At 61.2% G+C, this 19,639-nt stretch carries 21 protein-coding genes and 1 pseudogene; 7 read left to right on the top strand and 15 right to left on the bottom strand.

Annotation, left to right across the window (positions count from 1 at the left end):
• Nucleotides 1-3: 3 nt before the first annotated feature.
• The 6 genes and pseudogenes from ACP6KB_RS06175 to metG all read right to left on the bottom strand — a co-directional run bounded on the left by ACP6KB_RS06175 (nucleotide 4) and on the right by metG (nucleotide 5,674).
• The gene (locus ACP6KB_RS06175) at nucleotides 4-528 is read right to left on the bottom strand and encodes an Rnf-Nqr domain containing protein (protein WP_442112533.1); all 525 of its coding nucleotides are present in this window, start codon (nucleotides 526-528) and stop codon (nucleotides 4-6) included.
• On the bottom strand, nucleotides 521-1,138 hold the full coding sequence (locus ACP6KB_RS06180) for an RnfABCDGE type electron transport complex subunit G (RefSeq protein WP_442112535.1): 618 nt from the start codon (nucleotides 1,136-1,138) through the stop codon (nucleotides 521-523). The genes ACP6KB_RS06175 and ACP6KB_RS06180 overlap by 8 nt, the downstream gene beginning before the upstream one ends.
• Nucleotides 1,135-2,121 carry an RnfABCDGE type electron transport complex subunit D gene (locus ACP6KB_RS06185; RefSeq protein WP_442112537.1) on the bottom strand — a complete coding sequence of 329 codons (987 nt, stop codon included), beginning with the start codon at nucleotides 2,119-2,121 and terminating at the stop codon, nucleotides 1,135-1,137. Before ACP6KB_RS06185 ends, ACP6KB_RS06180 begins: the two co-directional genes overlap by 4 nt.
• 4 nt (nucleotides 2,122-2,125) lie before the next feature.
• Nucleotides 2,126-2,965: pseudogene (rsxB, locus tag ACP6KB_RS06190) on the bottom strand (electron transport complex subunit RsxB); the annotation flags it as partial.
• Nucleotides 2,962-3,543, bottom strand: coding sequence for an Rnf-Nqr domain containing protein (locus ACP6KB_RS06195; RefSeq protein ID WP_442112539.1), 582 nt, complete (start codon nucleotides 3,541-3,543; stop codon nucleotides 2,962-2,964). The pseudogene rsxB and the gene ACP6KB_RS06195, both read right to left, overlap by 4 nt.
• 91 nt (nucleotides 3,544-3,634) lie before the next feature.
• Nucleotides 3,635-5,674: a methionine--tRNA ligase gene (metG, locus tag ACP6KB_RS06200; protein ID WP_442112541.1), complete on the bottom strand. Its 2,040-nt coding sequence runs from the start codon at nucleotides 5,672-5,674 to the stop codon at nucleotides 3,635-3,637.
• 155 nt (nucleotides 5,675-5,829) lie between these two features.
• Between metG and apbC the strand changes: the two genes are divergently transcribed.
• Nucleotides 5,830-6,924: an iron-sulfur cluster carrier protein ApbC gene (apbC, locus tag ACP6KB_RS06205; protein WP_442112543.1), complete on the top strand. Its 1,095-nt coding sequence runs from the start codon at nucleotides 5,830-5,832 to the stop codon at nucleotides 6,922-6,924.
• Nucleotides 6,925-7,065: 141 nt separating this feature from the next.
• On the opposite strand, the gene ACP6KB_RS06210 is transcribed toward apbC, so the two are convergent.
• Complete coding sequence (locus ACP6KB_RS06210) at nucleotides 7,066-7,275, bottom strand: cold-shock protein (protein ID WP_028943495.1); 210 nt, start codon at nucleotides 7,273-7,275, stop codon at nucleotides 7,066-7,068.
• Nucleotides 7,276-7,623: 348 nt separating this feature from the next.
• Between ACP6KB_RS06210 and dcd the strand changes: the two genes are divergently transcribed.
• Both dcd and ACP6KB_RS06220 read left to right on the top strand, forming a co-directional pair.
• Entirely contained in the window at nucleotides 7,624-8,190 is a 567-nt protein-coding gene (dcd, locus tag ACP6KB_RS06215) for a dCTP deaminase (protein WP_028943496.1), read from the top strand.
• A 99-nt stretch (nucleotides 8,191-8,289) separates the two neighbouring features.
• A complete protein-coding gene (locus tag ACP6KB_RS06220; protein WP_442112546.1) occupies nucleotides 8,290-8,523 on the top strand; it encodes a hypothetical protein in 234 nt (77 codons plus the stop codon).
• A 23-nt stretch (nucleotides 8,524-8,546) separates the two neighbouring features.
• Here ACP6KB_RS06220 and ACP6KB_RS06225 read toward each other — a convergent pair whose 3' ends face one another.
• The 7 genes from ACP6KB_RS06225 to ACP6KB_RS06255 form a co-directional block, all read right to left on the bottom strand.
• Nucleotides 8,547-9,662 (bottom strand): succinylglutamate desuccinylase/aspartoacylase family protein, encoded by a 1,116-nt coding sequence (locus ACP6KB_RS06225; protein WP_442112548.1) that lies wholly within the window; start codon nucleotides 9,660-9,662, stop codon nucleotides 8,547-8,549.
• A gap of 154 nt (nucleotides 9,663-9,816) precedes the next feature.
• A complete protein-coding gene (locus tag ACP6KB_RS06230; protein WP_442112550.1) occupies nucleotides 9,817-11,865 on the bottom strand; it encodes a c-type cytochrome in 2,049 nt (682 codons plus the stop codon).
• 189 nt (nucleotides 11,866-12,054) lie between these two features.
• The gene (locus ACP6KB_RS06235) at nucleotides 12,055-14,496 is read right to left on the bottom strand and encodes a penicillin acylase family protein (protein ID WP_442112553.1); all 2,442 of its coding nucleotides are present in this window, start codon (nucleotides 14,494-14,496) and stop codon (nucleotides 12,055-12,057) included.
• Between the two features lie 110 nt (nucleotides 14,497-14,606).
• On the bottom strand, nucleotides 14,607-14,807 hold the full coding sequence (locus ACP6KB_RS06240; protein WP_133214388.1) for an SEC-C metal-binding domain-containing protein: 201 nt from the start codon (nucleotides 14,805-14,807) through the stop codon (nucleotides 14,607-14,609).
• A gap of 6 nt (nucleotides 14,808-14,813) precedes the next feature.
• Nucleotides 14,814-15,284: an LEA type 2 family protein gene (locus ACP6KB_RS06245; RefSeq protein WP_442112555.1), complete on the bottom strand. Its 471-nt coding sequence runs from the start codon at nucleotides 15,282-15,284 to the stop codon at nucleotides 14,814-14,816.
• 5 nt (nucleotides 15,285-15,289) lie between these two features.
• A complete protein-coding gene (locus ACP6KB_RS06250; protein WP_442112557.1) occupies nucleotides 15,290-15,766 on the bottom strand; it encodes a YchJ family protein in 477 nt (158 codons plus the stop codon).
• Between the two features lie 4 nt (nucleotides 15,767-15,770).
• The gene (locus ACP6KB_RS06255; protein ID WP_442112559.1) at nucleotides 15,771-16,265 is read right to left on the bottom strand and encodes a DUF6231 family protein; all 495 of its coding nucleotides are present in this window, start codon (nucleotides 16,263-16,265) and stop codon (nucleotides 15,771-15,773) included.
• 160 nt (nucleotides 16,266-16,425) lie between these two features.
• Here ACP6KB_RS06255 and ACP6KB_RS06260 point away from each other — a divergent pair, with 160 nt between their 5' ends.
• The 4 genes from ACP6KB_RS06260 (at nucleotide 16,426) to ACP6KB_RS06275 (ending at nucleotide 19,001) form a co-directional block, all read left to right on the top strand.
• The gene (locus ACP6KB_RS06260) at nucleotides 16,426-17,112 is read left to right on the top strand and encodes an OmpA family protein (protein WP_442112561.1); all 687 of its coding nucleotides are present in this window, start codon (nucleotides 16,426-16,428) and stop codon (nucleotides 17,110-17,112) included.
• 92 nt (nucleotides 17,113-17,204) lie between these two features.
• Nucleotides 17,205-17,879 carry an OmpA family protein gene (locus ACP6KB_RS06265; protein ID WP_442112563.1) on the top strand — a complete coding sequence of 225 codons (675 nt, stop codon included), beginning with the start codon at nucleotides 17,205-17,207 and terminating at the stop codon, nucleotides 17,877-17,879.
• Nucleotides 17,880-17,974: 95 nt separating this feature from the next.
• Entirely contained in the window at nucleotides 17,975-18,250 is a 276-nt protein-coding gene (locus ACP6KB_RS06270) for a DUF1145 domain-containing protein (protein WP_442112565.1), read from the top strand.
• Nucleotides 18,243-19,001 (top strand): collagen-like protein, encoded by a 759-nt coding sequence (locus ACP6KB_RS06275; protein ID WP_442112567.1) that lies wholly within the window; start codon nucleotides 18,243-18,245, stop codon nucleotides 18,999-19,001. Before ACP6KB_RS06270 ends, ACP6KB_RS06275 begins: the two co-directional genes overlap by 8 nt.
• Before the next feature lie 88 nt (nucleotides 19,002-19,089).
• On the opposite strand, the gene ACP6KB_RS06280 is transcribed toward ACP6KB_RS06275, so the two are convergent.
• Entirely contained in the window at nucleotides 19,090-19,554 is a 465-nt protein-coding gene (locus ACP6KB_RS06280) for a CopD family protein (RefSeq protein WP_442112569.1), read from the bottom strand.
• Nucleotides 19,555-19,639: the final 85 nt, after the last annotated feature.

The raw sequence follows: 19,639 nt of genomic DNA on the forward strand, positions 1-19,639 counted from the left end.
GGGTCAGCGCTTTCCTTGACGACGTGAAGGGGCTCGCCGCAGGCAAACCCTGTTGTACAGGGCCAACAACAGGCCCAACAGAAAAAATGCTCCAGGCAGTAGCACCGCCAGGCGCAAGCCGGCCCATTCGCTCAGAAACTCGCGGCAAAAACCCAGGGCGATGCACAGCACGGCAAACCCGGACAGCAGACGCAGCGCCGCTGACCAGCGGCGTTGTTCGCCTTGAGCATGTTCGAATACCAGACATTGTACGGCGATCAATGCGGTATAGGGGGTTAATGCCTGATACAGCGGTAAAGCCCAGGCGCGCAGGCTCAGTTCCAGGCAGGTGGCTAGCGTCGCCGCCACCAGCACACTGGCCAGTGTTCTACCTCGCACGGTGAGCCTGGGGTACAGAGGGCCCATTGCCAGGTGATGCAGCGCAATCAATAACACGCTGAGAACGGCAATTGCGCCAGCGTTGAGTACGGTGTGGGTGGCGCCCAGCAGCGGGGCCAGGCTCAGCGCCGCTAGCCATTGCCTATTCATCGTTGGTTTCCCCGAGCAAGGCTTGGCGATGTTCATCGAAGTAGCGCAGCGCGTCGTGCACGGCGTGTATCACGGCGCGGGAAGTCACCGTGGCGTTAGCCAATTGATCAAACTGTCCGCCATCGCGCTTCAGGGCCCAGCCAGCGTCAGCGATGTTTGTGCGGCTCGTACCTGCGAAGCCCTGCAGCCAGGTGTTACCCGGCTCTACCAGCTTGCCGCCCAGGCCGGTTGTTTCCTGCTGGCGCAGGACTTTGCTGCCGATCATCCGACCTTGTGGGTCGATGGCAATCAGCAGCTCAAGTTGGCCCGCATAGCCTTGCGCCTGGCTGTGCAGCACTACTGCGCTGGGGCGGCCGCCAAGGGTGACGCGATAGCCCGCCAACAGTTGACTGTGGGCGAGGGCCGGATCGCTGAGTACCAGTGGGGACTGCAGTGGCTGATTGTCGTAGGCATTGGCGGGTAACACGCTGAGCCAGGTTTGTGCCTTGAGCGTTTGTTCCGCCAAGGCAATATTCCGGGCACTGAAGTGCTGCCAGGCGACGCTGCTGCCCACGCCCAGCAGGGCAACAAACAGCACGATAGCGCCGCTGCGCAGTGATACGCGATTCATGGGGTCACCGCCTGGCGCCGTTCGGCCCAGCGCTCCAAGGCAGGTACACAGAGATTCATCAGCAGCACCGCGAAAGCAGTGCCATCAGGGTAATTGCCCCAAGTGCGGATCAGGTAGATCAGCAGGCCTATGCCGATGCCGAACAGTAGGCGGGCCTGGGGCAACTTGGGGCCGGAAACCGGTTCGGTGGCGATGAAGAAGGCGGCCAGCATGGTCGAGCCGCTGAACAAATGCAGGAGTGGCGAGCCATTGGAGTCGGAGCCCGACCCGTTCCAGCACAGCAGGCTGATGACAAACAGGCTTGCCAATAAGCCAACGGGGGCATGCCAGCTGAACACTTTACGCTGCAACAGCAGCAAGCCGCCCAGCAGAAAAGCCAGGTTGACCCATTCGCTGCCTTTGCCACCAACATGACCAAAGGCCGGGTGGCTGCTGAACAGTTCTTCCACCGTCAGGCTGCGGTTGTTGCGCAGGGTGTCGAGGACGGTGGCCTGGGCCCAGGCATCAGGTTGCCCACCGCTGTTCAGGCCGAACACCTGCTGCAGGCTGGCGCCCAAATCCAGCAACTGCGCGCCGGGCCATTGCGTCATGTGCTGGGGGAAGCTCACCAACACGATGGCATAGCCGAGCATGGCCGGATTGAACGGGTTTTTGCCGACGCCACCGTACAGCTGTTTACCCAGTGCGATGGCGCTGACCGTGGCCGTTACCGCGACCCACCACGGGGCGTAGGCGGGCAGGGCTACCGCAAGTAGGGTGGCGCTGACCAAGGCGCTGCCATCGGTGAGCGAAGGCATGAGCGGACGTTGTTGTAGTTTGAGTAGCAGCGCTTCGCTTGCCAGTGCTGCGCTTGCGCAGAGCACCAGATTGAACAGCAGGCCCCAGCCATGCTGCCAGAGCAGCGTCAGTGCGCCTGGTAAACAGGCCAGCAGCACCAACATCATGGTGCTACGCAGGCGTTCGCTGGTCTCAATGGTTGGCATGTGCGGCAGCCGGTTGCAGGACCTGCAGGTGTGCTTGAGCCTGTTCGGCCTCTCGCTCCAGCTCGGCCAGCTGAGCGAGCTGCGCCTCGTTTGGCGTCTCTCCAAAGGCGCTTCTGGCTTTGTTCAACTGTGCTCGGCTCATGGCAGCAGCGATCTTGGCTTTTTTCAGGGCCGCGTCGGCAGCCGCAGCTTTCTGTGCCTTGACCCGCTCAATCGCAGCTTTGATGGGATCGTCACTGACCGCCGCCGGGTCCGCTGCGGTGTTGCTTAGGGTTGTACGCTGGTTGCGCGCCGCACGTTCAGCGTGTTTGCGTGCTTCTTCGCGCTGCAGGCGGCTGTTGCGTGCCTCAAAGCGTCGGCGGGCGTGATTGCGCTTGTTGCTGCGCGCTGCCAGCGCTGGGGCATCGGCAGCCATACCGCCGACGATCGGGATGATGTTGCTGGTCGCGTCCAGGGGTAACAGGTCGATACAGTCGACCGGGCAGGGGGCCACGCACAAGTCACAGCCTGTGCACTCGGCGCTGATCACCGTGTGCATCAGTTTTGCCGCACCGACAATGGCGTCCACCGGACAGGCCTGGATGCACTTGGTGCAGCCGATGCATTCAGCTTCACGGATAAACGCGACTTGCGCCGGTGCGCGGCCGCGCTCGGAGTCCAGAGCAATAACCGGTACGTTCAGCAGGCTCGCCAGCGCGGCGATGGTTTCGTTGCCCCCAGGTGGGCATTTGTTGATCGCTTCTCCCTTGGCCAGCCCCTCTGCATAGGGCTTGCAGCCAGGGTGGCCACACTTTCCGCATTGGGTCTGCGGTAGCAGGGCGTCGATGCGTTGAATCAGACTCATGATGTAAATAATCCGTTGAAGCCGAGAAACGCCAAAGCCATCACACCGGCGCCGATCAACGCGGCAGGCAGGCCGCGAAAGCTCTGGGGCATAGCCTCGTGGTCGCTACGTTGACGCAAGTCGGCGAACAGGCACAAGGCTAGCCAGAATCCCAATCCACCTCCCAGGCTCCAGGCCAGGCTCTGCAACACCCCATAGCCACCTTCAGACAGTTGTAGGCTCAAGCCTAGCAGCGCCACATTGCCCAGCAGCCAGGGCGTCAGCCCGGTGAAAGGCAGGCTAGGCACTGCGCGCGACAGCAGCCCAAGCAACGGCTCGGCCAGCAGGGCATACAGCGGTAAAAAGATGAACAGGCGCAGGTACGCAAGCTGCAGGGGTTGCAAGACGAAGAGGTACAGCCATTGTCCCAGCTGCGTGGCCACCACCAGCAGTGTTAGCGTGGCCAGCCCCAGTGCATGGAGTCGACGGCGGTCATGGTCCGCTGAGGCACGCAAGGCCGGGTCGATGGCCAGCCCTTGATGCAGGACCAGGTTGTTGACCAGCGCGGCGCTGATCAGGGCCAGGATGAATTCGCTCATGGGAGTGCACAATGCCAGGGCTGTTCGCCATTATCCGGCAATGACGCGAGGATGAGAACGCCCCGGACGCAATCGTCCGGGGCGTCGGGCCTTACTTGATGCGCTGACCTGGCTTGGCGCCGCTATCAGGGCTGAGCAGGTAGATTTCTTCACCGCCAGGGCCAGCAGCCATGACCATGCCTTCGGAGACACCGAAGCGCATTTTGCGAGGCTTGAGGTTGGCGATCATCATGGTCAAGCGACCTTCAAGCTTGGCCGGGTCCGGGTAGGCCGACTTGATGCCGGAGAACACATTGCGTTGCTCGTCACCGATGTCCAGGGTCAGGCGCAGCAGCTTATCGGCACCTTCCACGGCTTCGGCTTTGACAATCAGTGCGACGCGCAGGTCTACCGCGGCGAAGGTGTCGAACTCGATTTCAGGCGACAACGGATCTTTGCTCAGTTCGCCGTTGCCGGTCACTACCGAAGTCTGGCTGGCAGCCAGGTCTTCTTTGCTGGCGGCGGTCATGGCTTCGACTTTGGCCGGGTCGATACGGTTCATCAGGGCCTTGAACGGATTCAACTGGTGATTGCTCAGGCGGCTCTTGTGGTCGTCCCAGGTCAGCGGCGCGACGTTGAGGAACGCTTCGGCGTCGGCGGCCAGCAGCGGCAATACCGGCTTGAGGAAGATCACCAGTTGGCGGAACAGGTTGATGCCCTGGGCGCAGATGGCCTGGACTTCGTCCTGCTTGCCTTCCTGCTTGGCCAGAGACCACGGAGCTTTGTCGGCGATCCAGGCGTTGGCACGGTCAGCCAGGCCCATGGTTTCGCGCATGGCACGGGCGAAGTCGCGTGCTTCATAGGCTTCGGCAATGCTCGGGGCTGCGGCCAGGAAGGCTTCGGTCAGCTCAGGGGCTGCGTCGCCAGCGACCATGACGCCGTCGTTGCCTTTTTGAATGAAACCGGCGCAACGGCTGGCAATGTTGACCACCTTGCCGATCAGGTCGGAGTTGACCTTCTGCACGAAGTCTTCCAGGTTCAGGTCGAGGTCATCGACGCCGCGGCCGAGCTTGGAGGCGTAGTAGTAACGCAGGTATTCCGGTGCCAGGTGATCCAGGTAGGTGCGGGCCTTGATGAAGGTGCCGCGCGACTTGGACATTTTCGAACCGTTGACGGTCAGGTAGCCGTGCACGTTGATGCCGGTTGGCTTGCGATAGCCGGCGCCTTCGAGCATGGCAGGCCAGAACAGGGCGTGGAAGTTGACGATGTCCTTGCCGATGAAGTGGTACAGCTCGGCCTTGGAGTCCTTGTTCCAGTAGGCGTCGAAGTCCAGCTCCGGGCGACGGGCGCAGAGGTTCTTGAAGCTGGCCATGTAGCCGATCGGCGCGTCCAGCCAGACGTAGAAGTATTTGCCCGGCTCGTCGGGGATTTCGAAACCGAAGTACGGCGCATCACGGGAAATGTCCCATTCCTGCAGACCGGCATCGAGCCACTCGGCAATCTTGTTGGCCACGGCATCTTGCAGGGTACCGCTGCGGGTCCATTGCTGGAGCATGGCCTGGAAGTCTGGCAGCTTGAAGAAGAAGTGCTGGGAATCCTTGAGGACCGGAGTGGCACCGGAAATCGCCGACTTGGGGTTCTTCAGTTCGGTAGGCGCGTAGGTGGCGCCGCACTTTTCACAGTTGTCGCCGTACTGGTCTTCAGCGGCGCACTTGGGGCAGGTGCCCTTGATGAAACGGTCGGCCAGGAACATTTTTTTGTCCGGGTCGAAGTACTGAGTGATCGAACGGGTAGCAATGTGCCCGGCATCACGCAGCTTGAGGTAGATATGGTTCGACAGCTCGCGGTTTTCTTCGGCATGGGTCGAGTGGAAGTTGTCGAACTCCACCAGGAAGTCGGCGAAATCGCTGCAGTGCTCGGCCTGGACCCCGGCGATCAGTTGCTCAGGGGTAATGCCTTCCTTTTCTGCACGCAGCATGATGGCCGAACCATGGGCGTCGTCTGCGCAGACATAAACGCACTGGTTGCCGCGAAGTTTCTGGTAGCGCACCCACATGTCTGTCTGCACGTACTCAAGCATATGGCCAAGGTGGATCGAACCATTGGCATAGGGGAGGGCGCTGGTGACGAGAATCTGACGGGGCTCGGACATGAGGGGCTCGGCTACTTTTTTCGGCTACTAGAGATGAAACGGTGATCGGCCACTATAAAACGCCGGGAAATTTATTTCACCCCATGGACGTCTATGGATGTTTCGCGGGTTAGCATAGTGGTCTGTTTTACTCAGTCTTTATCACGGGAGTCTCCATGAGTGCCGTCACTCGCGCAGCCGTCGAAGCCGTTCTTCGCCAGTACACCGACCCTTACCTGAACCAGGACCCGGTCAGCGCAGGTTGTGTTCAGGCCATTGATATCCAGGGCGATCGAGTCAGTGTTCAGTTGCAGCTGGGATACGCTGCGGACCTGTTCAAAAAGGGGTGGGCCCAGGTACTGCAAACCGCCATTGAAGGCATCGACGGGGTGGCCGCGGCCAAGGTCGACATCCACTGCGTGATCGCCGCGCACAAGGCCCAGGCGCAAATTCCGGGTCTTGCCAACGTCAAGAACATCATCGCGGTGGCCTCGGGCAAAGGCGGCGTGGGCAAATCCACGACCGCCGCCAACCTGGCCCTGGCCCTGGCCCGCGAAGGTGCGCGGGTGGGTATTCTCGACGCTGATATCTACGGCCCAAGCCAGGGTGTGATGTTTGGCATCCCTGAACGCACCCGTCCGCAGATTCGCGATCAGAAGTGGTTCGTGCCGCTCAAGGCTCACGGTGTCGAGGTGATGTCGATGGCTTTCCTCACCGACGACAACACGCCGATGGTCTGGCGTGGTCCGATGGTTTCCGGGGCCTTGCTGCAATTGGTAACCCAGACGGCCTGGGATAACCTCGATTATCTGGTGATCGACATGCCGCCGGGCACCGGCGATATCCAGCTGACCTTGGCGCAGAAAGTCCCGGTGGCCGGTTCTGTGATCGTCACCACCCCACAAGACCTGGCGTTGATCGATGCCAAGAAAGGCGTGGAAATGTTCCGCAAGGTCAACATCCCGGTGCTGGGTGTGGTCGAGAACATGGCCGTGCATATCTGCTCGAATTGCGGACATGCCGAGCATCTGTTCGGTGAGGGCGGGGGCGAGAAGCTGGCCTCGCAGTATGGCGTTGAGCTGCTGGCGTCGCTGCCGTTGTCGATGCTGATTCGCGAACAGGCCGATACTGGCAAGCCGACCGCCATCGCTGAGCCTGAAAGTCAGATCGCCATGGTTTACCAGGAACTGGCCCGTCAGGTGGGCGCGCGGATCGTGTTGCAGGAAGCTGCGGCTCCGGCCATGCCGAACATCACCATCAGCGAAGACTGATACTCCACACCTGTAGGAGCGGGCTTGCCCCGCGATTGCGATCTATTAGTCACATCGTAATCGCGGGCCAAGCCCGCTCCCACAAGGCAAAAAAAAACCCGCCTGTTAAGGGCGGGTTTTTTTCAAGCTGTAAAGCGGAAGTTAGATAACTTCTACTTCTTCAGCCTGCATGCCTTTCTGACCGCGAGTAGCGATGAAAGAAACCTGTTGGCCTTCTTTCAGGCTCTTGAAGCCGTCAGCTTTGATAGCTTTGAAGTGTACGAACAGGTCGTCACCGGATTGTGGGGTGATGAAGCCGAAGCCTTTTTCATCGTTGAACCACTTAACGGTACCGGTTTGGCGATTGGACATGGTCTGTCTCCTTGGACAAAGTTAACTACGACTCAGGAAAAGCCCTGGCCGAGACTGAGTGCAAAGAGGCAGAAAATTCAGAGATGGGTTGATCGAAATCTTGCATCAGGTAGATATTCTCAGTGACACGTGCAGCACAGTGGCGTCACCATAACCGTTTTTCCAGAACGTGCCAATGGTCTTGTTCAGCTTTCGCGCAAATCATGACTGACGGTGCTACAAGGCACGCTGCGGGCCCCGGCGCACGGGGATTCGACGCCTGACGCTGCATGGAACTTTGAACCGGGCGCCGGGCCCGGTAAGATGCGCCTCAGAATTTCTTCACCTCGTTATTTCAGGACACCCGCCATGAGCATCAAATCGGACAAGTGGATTCGCCGCATGGCGCAGGAACACGGCATGATCGAGCCTTTCGTCGAGCGCCAGGTGCGCGGTGAGAGCGACAACCGTCTGATCTCCTTCGGCGTCTCCAGCTACGGCTACGATGTGCGCTGCGCCGATGAGTTCAAGGTGTTCACCAACATCAACTCGGCGACCGTCGATCCGAAAAACTTCGACGCTGGCAGCTTTGTCGACGTTAAAAGTGATGTCTGCATCATTCCGCCAAACTCTTTCGCCCTGGCCCGTACCGTCGAGTACTTCCGCATTCCGCGTAATGTGCTGACCATCTGCCTGGGTAAAAGCACCTACGCGCGCTGCGGCATCATCGTCAACGTCACTCCGCTGGAACCCGAGTGGGAAGGGCACGTGACCCTGGAGTTCTCCAACACCACCACGCTGCCGGCTAAAATCTACGCCAATGAAGGCGTGGCACAGATGCTCTTCCTTGAGTCTGACGAAGAGTGCGAAGTGTCTTACAAGGACCGTGGCGGCAAATACCAGGGCCAGCGCGGCGTCACCCTGCCACGCACCTGAGCCGACCAAGCGAGGGAATTCCTGGCGGTTTGTACACTCCAATGATGTGAACTTTCCCGCCAGGCACAGCGCCTGGCGGATGTCGTCAAGGAGCCGCTCATGAAACTCGACCCGAGCATCAGCGCCAAGCTGGCCGTGTTGCAGCCCAATCACGTTGGGGTGATGGCCTGGTCGCTGCTGGCTCATCCGCACCCCCACACCGCCCACGCGGGCGGTGTACCCGGTCAACCTGACCCAGACACTCCCGATCAGCCGCCACCCGGTGAAAGCCAGCCGATGGAGCCGGGAGAGCCTACCCTGCCCGACGAAGCCCCCCCTGCACCGGTCGCCTGAGCGCTATTGCGCCACGTGTGTGCTCAAGGCGAGAGCAGGTAACCGCTGCGATACGCCTGACGACCGGCGACATGGGCGATGACCATGCCGGCGGTAGCCATGCGTCGCAGCGAGCGTGCGTACAACAAGCCCGGCTGGGCGTTGCGTACCGGGGTGACGCGGTCAGTGAGTGGATCGATCACTTCGGCAATCAACTGGTCAGCTTCCAGGTACTGACCAGGTTTGGCGTGGAACACCAATAGTCCACCCAATGGCGTTGCCACAGGCTCTACCCCGGCAAGCGGGGTAGCCGGGTAGCTCAAGGGCGGCAGGGCACGGACTTCGCCCTCGATTGCACCGTGATGCGTGAGGTACGCCAGAATCGCTGCGCAATCCTGTTCTGCCAGGGGATGGCTGACATCGCCTTGCCCGCGCAACTCGACGGTGACCGAAAAGCTGCCTTGGGGAATCGGGAACTGTTTGCCAAAGCGCTGTTGCAACTGCCACCACACCAGGGTGAAACACTCATCGAAGGACTGCCCGCCGGAGTCGGTGGCCAGCAGGCTGGCCTGGGCGCCAAGGTAGCGCGACAACGGTTCAACCTGTGGCCAGGCCTCGGGGGTGGTGTAAAGGTGGGCGACGGCGTCGAAGTCGCAGTGCAGGTCCAACACCATTTCGGCGTCACAGGCCAGGCGTTGCAAGGTCAGGCGCTGCGACTGCAATGGCGTGTGTGCGGGGTGAGCGTCCAGGGCGCGGCGCAGGCAATCACGAATCAGAGCAACGTTGTGTACAGGGTCCTGGTTGAGCTGCGCTTCGATCTGGTCACCGATCGAATCGCTCAGGTCGACGAAATTGCGGTTGAAGTTCTCGCCGCTTTGCAGTTCAAAACGACCCAGCGGCACATCCAGCAGCACTTGTTCCAGGCCGACCGGGTTGGCAATCGGCACCAGGACGATTTCGCGGCGCAGCAGGCCTTGGGCTTCCAGTGCGCCCAGGCGTTGCTTGAGATGCCAGGCCACCAGCATTCCCGGCAGTTCATCGGCGTGCAGTGACGCCTGGATGTAGATTTTGCCGGCATCACGGGGGCCGAAGTGAAAGCTGTGGATCTGGCGGGCAATGCCTGGAACCGGTGCCAGAATGTCGTGGGTCAAGTGATGCATATCAGTCCTAGTGGGGCGATCCTGGAAGGAAGATATAAGCATAAACTGACTTGTTACGCAGGCCTGATCGCGTTTGTTGTAGGAGCGGGCTGGCCCCGCGATTGCAATGGGTCTGCTCCATCGCATCGCGGGGCAAGCCCGCTCCTACCATCGGTCAATAACGGGCATCCACCGGCCTGCCGCCGTTGGGCCAGTCTTTGACCTTGTCCGGGAAGTCCGGACGCGGCTGTTGCGAGAACCAAGCGGCAACATCCACCGCTTCCTGGTCACTCAGGCCACCCTGGCCCAGCGGGAAGCGTTCGTGAAAGCCGATTGGCATGTTGCGTTTGACGAACGCCGCAGCGGTGTAGGTGCGTGCCATGCCCGCGCCAATGTTGAAAGATTGCTCGCCCCACAGTGGTGGGAAGACCAAGCTACCATCCTCGCGGGCCAAACCTTCACCGTCGCTGCCGTGGCATACCGCGCATTGTTTGACGTAGATCTGCTGACCATTGGCAAGGTCGGGCTTGATCGAAGGATCGATCTTGCCAATCCCGCGGCCGGCCACTTTATCGCCGGGCTGAGTGTTGTTCTTCATCCACTCGAAGTAGGCAACCATGGCCTGCATATCGGCGGATTGCGGCGCCAGCGGCAGGCCGTTCATCGAGCGTCGGAAGCAGCCGTTGATGCGCTCTTCCAGGCTAATGATCTTGCCAGCGCGCGGTGCGTAGCCTGGGAAAAACGCAGATACACCGACAAACGGCGAGCCGTCGGCCACGGTGCCGGCGTTGAGGTGGCAACTGGTGCAGTTCAACGCATTGCCGACGTTGTTCGGCAACAACGCTTTGGTTTGCAGGTGAAGACGCATGCCACGGATGACCTGATCGGCATTCGGGGCGGCCAGCAGGTCAGCCAGGCGTGGGGTTTCAAAAGCAGTGGAATCGGTGGTCTGTGGGTTGAGCTGGGCACGCAGCTTCTTCACCTGGTCGGCGCTGACTGGCGAGCTGTCATTACCCCAGCGGCCGCGCACGAAGCTGAGGATTTCAGCGATTTCCTGATCAGAAAGGCGGGCGAAACCGGGCATGGTATAGACCCGCGAGTGCGTGGCGGTCTGCGCGGTTTCCCAGCCGGTCAGGGTGATGTGCATCAATGAGGTCGGGTCGCGGGAGGCAATGCTCGGGTTACCCGCCAACGGTGGGAACATCCCCGGCACGCCACCACCATCGGTCCGGTGGCAGTCACTGCAGAATTGGGTATAGCCCAGCCCGCCGCGGCTGCTGAACAAGTCGGCAGGTGGCGCGGCTGGGCTGACGGCAACGTTCGGCATCGGCAGGTCGTTTTCGCCCGGTGGCAAGGATTTGAGGTAACTGGCGATGGCGGTCAGGTCGGCGTCGCTGAAGTGCTGGGTACTGTGGTGAATCACTTCGGCCATGTTGCCGGACACCGTGGCAAATCGGTTCTGCCCGGTTTTCAGCAGTTCCACGGTGTCGGGGACGGTCCACAGGTTACGCAGGCTCAGGGCGCGCCAGTGTTCCACGGTTTCGCCAGCAAGGAAGTGTTTGCCCTCGCTGCCATCGTCGCTCATGGCCTTTTCCTGAAAGGCTATGCCCCGTGGCGTATGGCACGCGCCACAGTGGCCCAGGCCCTGCACCAGGTAGGCGCCACGGTTGATCAGCGGGTCGCGGTTCGGGTCGGGTTTGAACGGTTGGTCGTCGACAAAGGCCCAGTTCCACAGCGCCAGCCCCCAGCGCATGTTGAACGGCCAGCTCATATCGGCGGCCTGGTTGGACTGGCTGATCGGCGCGACCCCTTGCATCAGGTAGGCGTACAGCGCGCGCATGTCGTCCTCGTTCATTTTCGCGTAGGACGGGTAGGGCATGGCCGGGTAAAGGTGGGTGCCGTCGGCACTTACCCCTTCGCGCATGGCCTTGTCGAATTGCTCGAAGCTGTAGTTGCCAATGCCAGTTTGCGGGTCAGGGGTGATGTTGCTGGAGTAGATCGTGCCCATCGGCGTTTGCAGTTCCAACCCACCGGCCATCAGCGCGCCTTGCGGGGCGGTGTGGCAGGCAATGCAGTCACCCAGTTGGGCGACGTAGCGACCTCGTTCGATCAGGGTTTGCTCGGCAGGTTCGCTCGCTGGCGTTTCAGGCTCGCTGGCGTGAACGGCGGGTATCAGCAAAAACGCCGTGGCACACAGGGCCAGGCGGGAAAAAACAGAAGCCATTGCATATTCCTTTAGTCACCTGGCCTGGGTGGTCCCTTGGGCCCAGGTGTGCAATCGTTTTTTATGGTTTATCAGGCAGCACTGAGGACGAAACTCGCCTCAGTTTCGTTGTAGAGCAATTGTTGGCGGGGGCTGTTGATTTGGATCAGCGCAGCCGGCATTGCACCGGCTGCGCGCAGAGGCAGGGGGTTATTTGCCTGGGGTCAGGGTCAGGCGTTTGTTGCCGTAGCCACGATCAAAGTTCTGTGGCTGCAGCGGCAAGCTCATGTAACGACCTTTGAACCAGGCATCCAGGCCATCGGCAAAGTGAGGGCTGGCGGGGTTGCCGGACTGACCGCTGCTGCTCTGCAGTTGCAGCGGTTCGGTCTGGCCGAAGTCCACGACCATGCGCAGTGACGGTGCCAGTTGCGCGTTGAAGTCTTTACCCCAGGCGTAAGGCGTCAGGTTGAGCGTGCTGTGGTCACCGCCGCTGGCTTGTGGGCTGCGGTTGATGCTGTCGCCCAGGCCATGGAAAGTCGGCGCTGGCCAGCGCAACTGATGCAGTTTGCCCCACTGCCAGGCACGTCGGTCGCTGCCCAGTTGTGCTTCGCCGGCACTGATGGCGGCGGCCAGGCTGCGGGCGAGAATCGCAGGTTTGTCTTCTTTCTGTGCGCTGCGCTGGTCATCCCAGAACGGGCTGTCTTCACGGCCGAGCAAATGGTCGGCTTGTGCCGAATACGACAGCCGCGCGTTGTTGACGAACGCTTGCCAGGTCGCTGATGACTCCGGGCCCAGTTCATCGAGGAAGGTCTGCTTGGCACTTTCCTGCAGGAACAGCTCGTACAGGGCGGCGTCTGCTGACGTAGTGCTCAGGCGGCCATCGAAGGCCATCAGGCGCGTGTAGGCTTCGCGGGCCTTGCTGCGCTGATCGGCGGGCAGGGCGTCGATTGCCTGCTTCAGCGGTTGGGCCATGCCAGGGGCTTCGAACATCTGCTTGAGCTTGGCGGCAAACAGTGTGGTCTGGTCGTTCTGCATGGTGATCAGGCTGCGGCTGTCGTGCTTGCCATTGGCGGCCAGTTGCCCGAGACGTTCCGCGCGCTCGGGGTAATACCAGCTATTGGACAGCTGCATGCCGTAACCTTTGGGCACGCTGCGCTGGTTGGCATTGCCCAGCCAGCCCTGCGGCGGGTCCTGGTCGTAAGGGTGGAGCATCGGGTCGGCATAACCGTCCCAGTCGTAGCGCCCGTCCCAGCCTGGCGAGGGCAGCAAACCCTGGCCTTCACGGCGGTTGGGGAAGCGCCCACTGACCTGCCAGCCGATATTGCTGGCATCGGCAAACACGAAATTCAGCGCCGCTGCGCCAATTTCACGGGTGTTGTCGAAGGCGCGCTCGACATTCTGTGCCCGGGACAGGTTGAAGAAGGCATCCAGGCTTTGGTCGCCCTTGAGCTGCGGCACTTGCAAAGCCAGGCCCAGGCTGGCGTTCTGTACCTGTCCGAGCAGGGTACCGTGGCGGGTGTCGTAGAGGGTTTCGCGCTGTGGACGCTGGCCTTTGATGAAAAAGGTCTCGTTGCGTGCCAGGGCCGGTAACCATTTGCCGTCAGCCTGATACATCAAGCGACCGCCTTCACGTTTGAGCCGTTCCACAAACAGATCCTGGTTGTCAGCCATGACCGCACTGGCACTCCAGGCCAACTTGCCGTTGTAGCCCGACAGCAACAACGGCAGGCCGGCAATCGAGACGCCAGCGGCATGGTATTTCGGCGCGCGGATCTGCACCGGGCTCATGGCCCAGGCCCCCAGGGTGTCGCTGGCCAGCAGGCTCTTGCCGCTGCGGCTGCGTTGCGGGGCAATCGCCCAGTTGCTGGAACCGGCAGTGCCCAGCAGGTTGAGCGCGGCCAGTTGCTCGCTGGCGGCGCTCAGTGGCGCCAGCCCGGCCAGCGCACTGCCCAGATTCAGGCCCTTGAGTTTGTCGGCTTCGGCCAGTGGCAGGGGTTCGTCGGGGTAGCTGGGCAGCAGCCAGGGCAGTTTGTCGCTGCCGACTTTCTGCGCCAGGGTCAGCGCGGCGAGTTCTTCCTGCAGGTTCACCGACTGGCTGAAGTTGTACAGGCTGAAGATCAGCGCCGAATCTTCAGGCTTCCAGTATTCCGGGCGATAGCCGGTTTGTGCCAGTGGTGCCGGCAAGCGGTCGCGATAACGGAACAGGTAGGCGTTGACGCCACGGGCATAGACTTCGAAGAAGCGCTTGAGTCGTGGCGAAGCGTCGGCATAGAGCTGGTTGGAGGTTTTTTTCAGGTTGGCGCCGCGCATCAGGCGGTCGACTTCCAGCACCTCGGGCCCGGCTATTTCGGCCAGACGGCCTTGAGCCAACAAGCGCATGGCAACCATCTGCCCGATGCGGTCGCCGGCATGCACGTAACCCAGCGCGAACAGGGCGTCATGGAAGTTGTTGCTTTCGATCAACGGCATGCCCATGGCATTGCGTCGTACCGAAACGTTCTGCGCCAGGCCTTTGAGCGGCTGCACACCGCTGGTCGGTGGCACGCTGTCGCGATAGCCGCCCATCTGGCAGCCCGTCAACGACAATAAGCCCAACATCGCTGCGGCTACGCCGAACCGGGGGAGAAAGGGGGGGAGGGCTGGCGCGGCCATGATCGGGCTCCTGCAGGGCGTGGCGTCTAAAAGGCGCTACGTTAGTGAGCCCGACCACGCCATGCAAGCGGGGCACAGCCTTTATTTTCAGGGCTGTTCAAAGGCCACTATCAGGCCCCGTGGCACTTCTTGAACTTCTTGCTGCTGCCGCACGGGCACGGATCGTTGCGGCCGACATCTTTCAGGGCATTACGCACCGGCTCCTGGTGGCCGTGGTTGCAGTGCGGGCCATGCACATGGCCGTGATCGTGGTCGTGGTGATCGTGACCGTGGTTGCAGTCAGGGCCGTGAACATGAGGTTGTTGGGTCATTGCGGGTTACTCCGGTAAAAGATCGCCGGGAATTATCTCACCACTGCGCGACAAGTGCAGGTCGCGGGCGAAGATTAATCCGCTGTTGAGTTCGCCGTCGAGGCGATAGCGCAACGGACCCTCGGTGTTTTTCAGCATTTTTGCCAAGGGTTTGACCTGTTGCCAGAGGTTGGTGCGGATCGGAATCTTGAAGGTGCGCTGGGCGTGCCCGCCAACGCTGCGCCACAAGCTGGTCTCGCCCTTGGCCAGCAGCAGGTCGTTCAGGTGCACGGCGTAGCTGAGGTAGCGGATGAATAAACGGCTGTCGTTGGGGTTGTCGACGCGTACATGCAGGACGAATTCCTGTTCGAGCAGGCGCATCTTCACCGCCTCGACCTTGACCAGGCGCACCTCCGGGTCGCGGTAGTCACTGTCAAACCAACTTGCGCAACCCGTCAGTTGCATTATCAGGAAGCTGAACAGCAACAGGCGGGTCATAGAGGTCAGCTCCCTAGGTAACTGGCGCAGCACTTCTTGAATTTTTGTCCACTGGCACAGGGACAGGCGTCGTTGCGTCCTGCTTTGAGGCCTACGGTCGGGTCGATGAAATACCAGCGACCGGCATTCTGCACAAAGGCCGAGCGCTCACGGTGGCTGTGCTCACCGTCAAGGTCGTGCCAGCGTGCAGTAAAAGTGACGAATGCGTGTTCCGGCTGGCCGCCGAACACTTCGGCGCTTTCCACTTCCAGGCCCAGCCAGGTGCTTTGCGAGCTCCAGGCGGCAATAGCAGCGCGGTCAAGGCCGGCCTGTTGCGCGGGCAGGGTGGTGTCCACCAGGTAGTCGATCAGCCCCAGCACGTAAGCGCTGTAACGCGAACGCATCAGGGTTTGTGCGTCGGGGGCCGGATGCCCGGCGTGATAATGCCCGCAACAGGCCGGGAGCAGGTTGCCGCTGCCGCAGGGACAAACCGAAACACTCATTGTTTCACCACCAGTACTTGCCAAAATTTTGCGGATTGGCCCAGAACTTGGCGTTCAGCCAGTCCGGGACCTGCTTGTATTCCCGTAGATCATAGGTGAACAGGCTCAACACCTGGTCGTCACGCTGAAACTTTTCGTTAGCCTGCAGGGCCAGGGCGAAAAAGTCGGTGTCTTGCCAGCCGCAGGCACTCAGGTCAGCCAACACTGCAACGCGGCTGGCATTGAGGTTGCGAATACCACCGAGTAACTCCAGGCCTTTGCGCTTGGGCAAATGCTCCAGGCAGTCAACCAGCAAGGCCAGGTCAAAGCGCTGAGCCGCCAATGGTTCGGGCAACGCGCCAGGTTCGGCCTGGGCAATTTCAACCTGCGGATGTGCCTGGGCAAAGGCTTCCAGCGCAGGAAAACGTGTACCTACTAATAGCAGACGTTGCGGTGCATGGCGCTCCAGCAGGGCCGCGAGGGCCTGTTGGGGCGTTCGTGGGGAAAATCCGTCAATCATCGGGAATCCTCGGTCAGATACGTCAAGACTAACGGTCTCGGGCCGTCAGGCATAGTGGCTGACAGCCGCATCATGGCTTATTGCTGGCGGAGTCGGTTTGCGCGGTCTTTACTCCCAGAGCATCGGTTTAGAACCGATTCCCCCTAGGAGATGCAACAAAATGAGCATAGTACGCACAGCAATACCTTTGGTTCTGCTAACCAGTGTGTTGACTGGTTGCGCAGGTTTGCAAAAAACCGACTGGCCGATGTGTGCTGCCGTCGGGGGTGTAGGCGGCGCAGCGTTGGGCGCGATTGAAAGTTCGAGTTGGGCCGGGTGGGGCGCGTTGCTGGGCGGTGGCCTGGCAGCAGGCTATTGCTGGGCCCATGGCGATGGCGACGAAGATGGTGACGGCGTACCGGACAGCCGTGACAAGTGCCCGGGTACCCCGCGTGGCGTTCAGGTAGATGCCAACGGCTGCCCACCGGAACCTGTGGTCGAAGAAGTGGTGGTGGTCAAGGAAGAGGTCATCGTCATCCGCGATGTGCACTTCGAATTTGACTCCGCCAGGCTGACGCCTGCCGACAAGGAGCGCCTGAACACCATCGCGACGCGCCTGAAAAATGAAGCACCTACCGCCAGGCTGAGTGTGACCGGGCATACCGACAGTGTCGGTCGCGATGCCTATAACCAGAAACTCTCGGAGCAACGTGCCCAGTCCGTTACCGATTACCTGGTTGAGAGTGGGGTACCGAGAGCCAGTTTCGTTTCGGTAGAGGGCGCCGGTGAGTCGCGGCCGGAGGCCGACAACGCGACGGCCGAAGGTCGGGCAATGAACCGTCGTGTGGAGATTCGTATCCAGCGTTGATGCGCTGCCGGCCTGCCGCTTGAGAAGTGCTGCAGGCCGGTCTTTACTCCTGTGTGACCGGTGGTTATGCCGGTGACACAGGAGCAATGCCCATGAGTGTTTTCTCCAAGGCCGCAGTGCCAGTGCTGGTGACTGCAAGCCTGCTCTCCGGTTGCGCCACCCACAGTGATGGCAGCGCACCACTCAATCAAAGGACCTGGCCAATTTGCAGCCTGCTCGGCGGTTTGGTCGGCGGCGGTTTGGGGGCGATTGAAAGTTCTGCCTGGGCTGCCGGTGCCGGTGCCGCCGGCGCCATTGCTGGCGGTTTGATCTGTTACGCCCAGGATGGTGACGAGGACGAAGATGGCGTTTTCGATCGCCGCGATCGTTGCCCGGACACCCCCGCCAACACACCGGTCACCGAGAAGGCCGCAGTTGAGCCAGAAGTCATTACGCTTAATGATCAGGGCTCGGTGATGTTCGCTTTTGACTCGGCCGAGCTGACCAGCAGCGCCCACAGCCAACTGCAAGCGTTGATGAGCAAGCTCAATGCGCCCAGTGTGGCCAGCGTCAAAGTGATCGGCTTTACCGACAGCCAGGGCACCGATGCCTATAACCAGACGCTTTCCGAGCGGCGCGCCAGTAGTGTTGCCGAGTACCTGATCAGCCAGGGCCTGGCGCCGTCGAAGGTGACCAGTCAGGGCCGTGGCGAGCGTGATCCGATTGCCGACAATGACACCGAGAGTGGGCGTGCACAGAACCGCAGGGTAGAGCTGCACCTCAATTGATCAGGGTGCTGGTGTACGATCGTGCCAACCGTTACTGTTGACGGCGATGCCGGCGTGATTGGGCATCGCCTACAACAATAACAGCAGGGGGGCGTATGAAGGGCTTACTGGGGCTGGGCAAAGCCTTGACCGTAGTGTTCTGGTGGGTGGTGCTGGTGAATCTGCTGATTCCCCAGGAATTTCCCTTCAATCGATTGATCAGCATTGCTGGCGCCACACTGCTGGGCTTGCACCTGCTTGAAGTGCTGTTTTTCAATGGCTGTTTGCGCGAGCGTAGCCATCGTTGGTTTGACCGCTTGCAAATCCTGCTGGTCGGTATCTTTCATGTGCTTTCGATTCCGGCGCCACGTCAGGAGGCTCGTCATGCGTAAGTTGGTCTTGTTGGCTGCATTGTTCAGCCCTTTGGCACTGGCTGAGTCGATCAGTGTTGCCCCTCACTCGGTGTTGCGCTTGCCGAACAAATCCAGCGTCGTGCACTTGCAGCGCCTGCAGGTTGCCGATGCCGCCACCTTGTTGTTGCCGGCCAGTCTGGTCGAGTTGAAGGTCGACGAGTTGCAGCTTGGTCAGGAAGCACGGATTGCCATCGCTCCGGCAGACGGCACGCTGCGTATCGAAGTAACGCGGGCGCAACTGGCTGAAGGTAGCCAGATCGCAGCGCGTGGTGCACCGGGGACCTATGAGCGCGCGGCTAAAGCCGGGCGCAACCTTGATGTGCAGGTGCATGCCCTGCAGGCGCCGCTGCTGGCCATCGATGCCCGGGGCGGAGCGGGGGCACCGGGGTACGTCGGGCTTGATGGTGGCAACGGCAAGGCCGGTGGTTGCACCTGGGGTCAGGCGAGTCGCGGCGCCAATGGTGACAATGGCGGTGACGGGCATGATGGTGCTGCGGGTGGGCGGGTGCGTCTGGCGCTGCCGGCCGGCTTCCCGGTTGAGCGGATCAAGGTCCAGCTTGATGGTGGCGCGCCAGGTGTTGCTGGTGCTGCTGGCAAGGCGGGTGCGGGCGGGGCGAGCAAAGGCTGCCTGGTCTACCGCACTGCTGCGGGGGCGCCCGGAAAGCCTGGGGTAGACGGGCAGCCAGGCTTGGCCGGGGCCACAGGCGAACTGATCCTGCAACGCCTCTAAACGCAGGTGACCTGTGGGAGCGGGCTTGCCCCGCGATTGCGGTGTATCTGTCACATCGCTTCGCGGGGCAAGCCCGCTCCTACCCGCGTCAGGTCAGCAGGCGGGTAGTTGCTACCAGCACCACGGCAATACCCAGCAGCAGGTTAATGCCCACCAGACGGCGAATCTTGCCCAGCACCGCAGCGCCTGTCGGCCAGTCTTGTGCTTCTACCGCCTTGCGCAATTCCGGCAGCAGCAATGACCGCACACGAATAAACAGCGCGATCATGGCAATACCACCGCCGATCATCACTTGCACATAGCGTGGCGCTGCGTCGAGGCCGCCAAAACGCAGGTGCAGCATGCCCACGCCGCTGATCGCCAGGACGGCGATGGCCACCCAGACCCACACAAAAAAACGCTGAAACACTTCTACCCACAGACGCAGGCGTTCAGGTCCGGCAAGCGCTGCAACCGCCGCAGGCCGCAGGATCAGCCAGGCGAAGAACATCCCGCCGACCCACACCAGGGCGGCCAGAACGTGCAGGCTATAAGGAAGGGCAAAGGCGGTCATCGGGATCTCCATTCGGCGCAAAGGGCAATAGCGGGGTATGATAGCGGCCCGATCGAAACACTGAAAATTTATCCAGCCCTCCGGG

It is taken from the genome of Pseudomonas sp. NUPR-001, assembly GCF_052147955.1.
Classification (GTDB): domain Bacteria; phylum Pseudomonadota; class Gammaproteobacteria; order Pseudomonadales; family Pseudomonadaceae; genus Aquipseudomonas.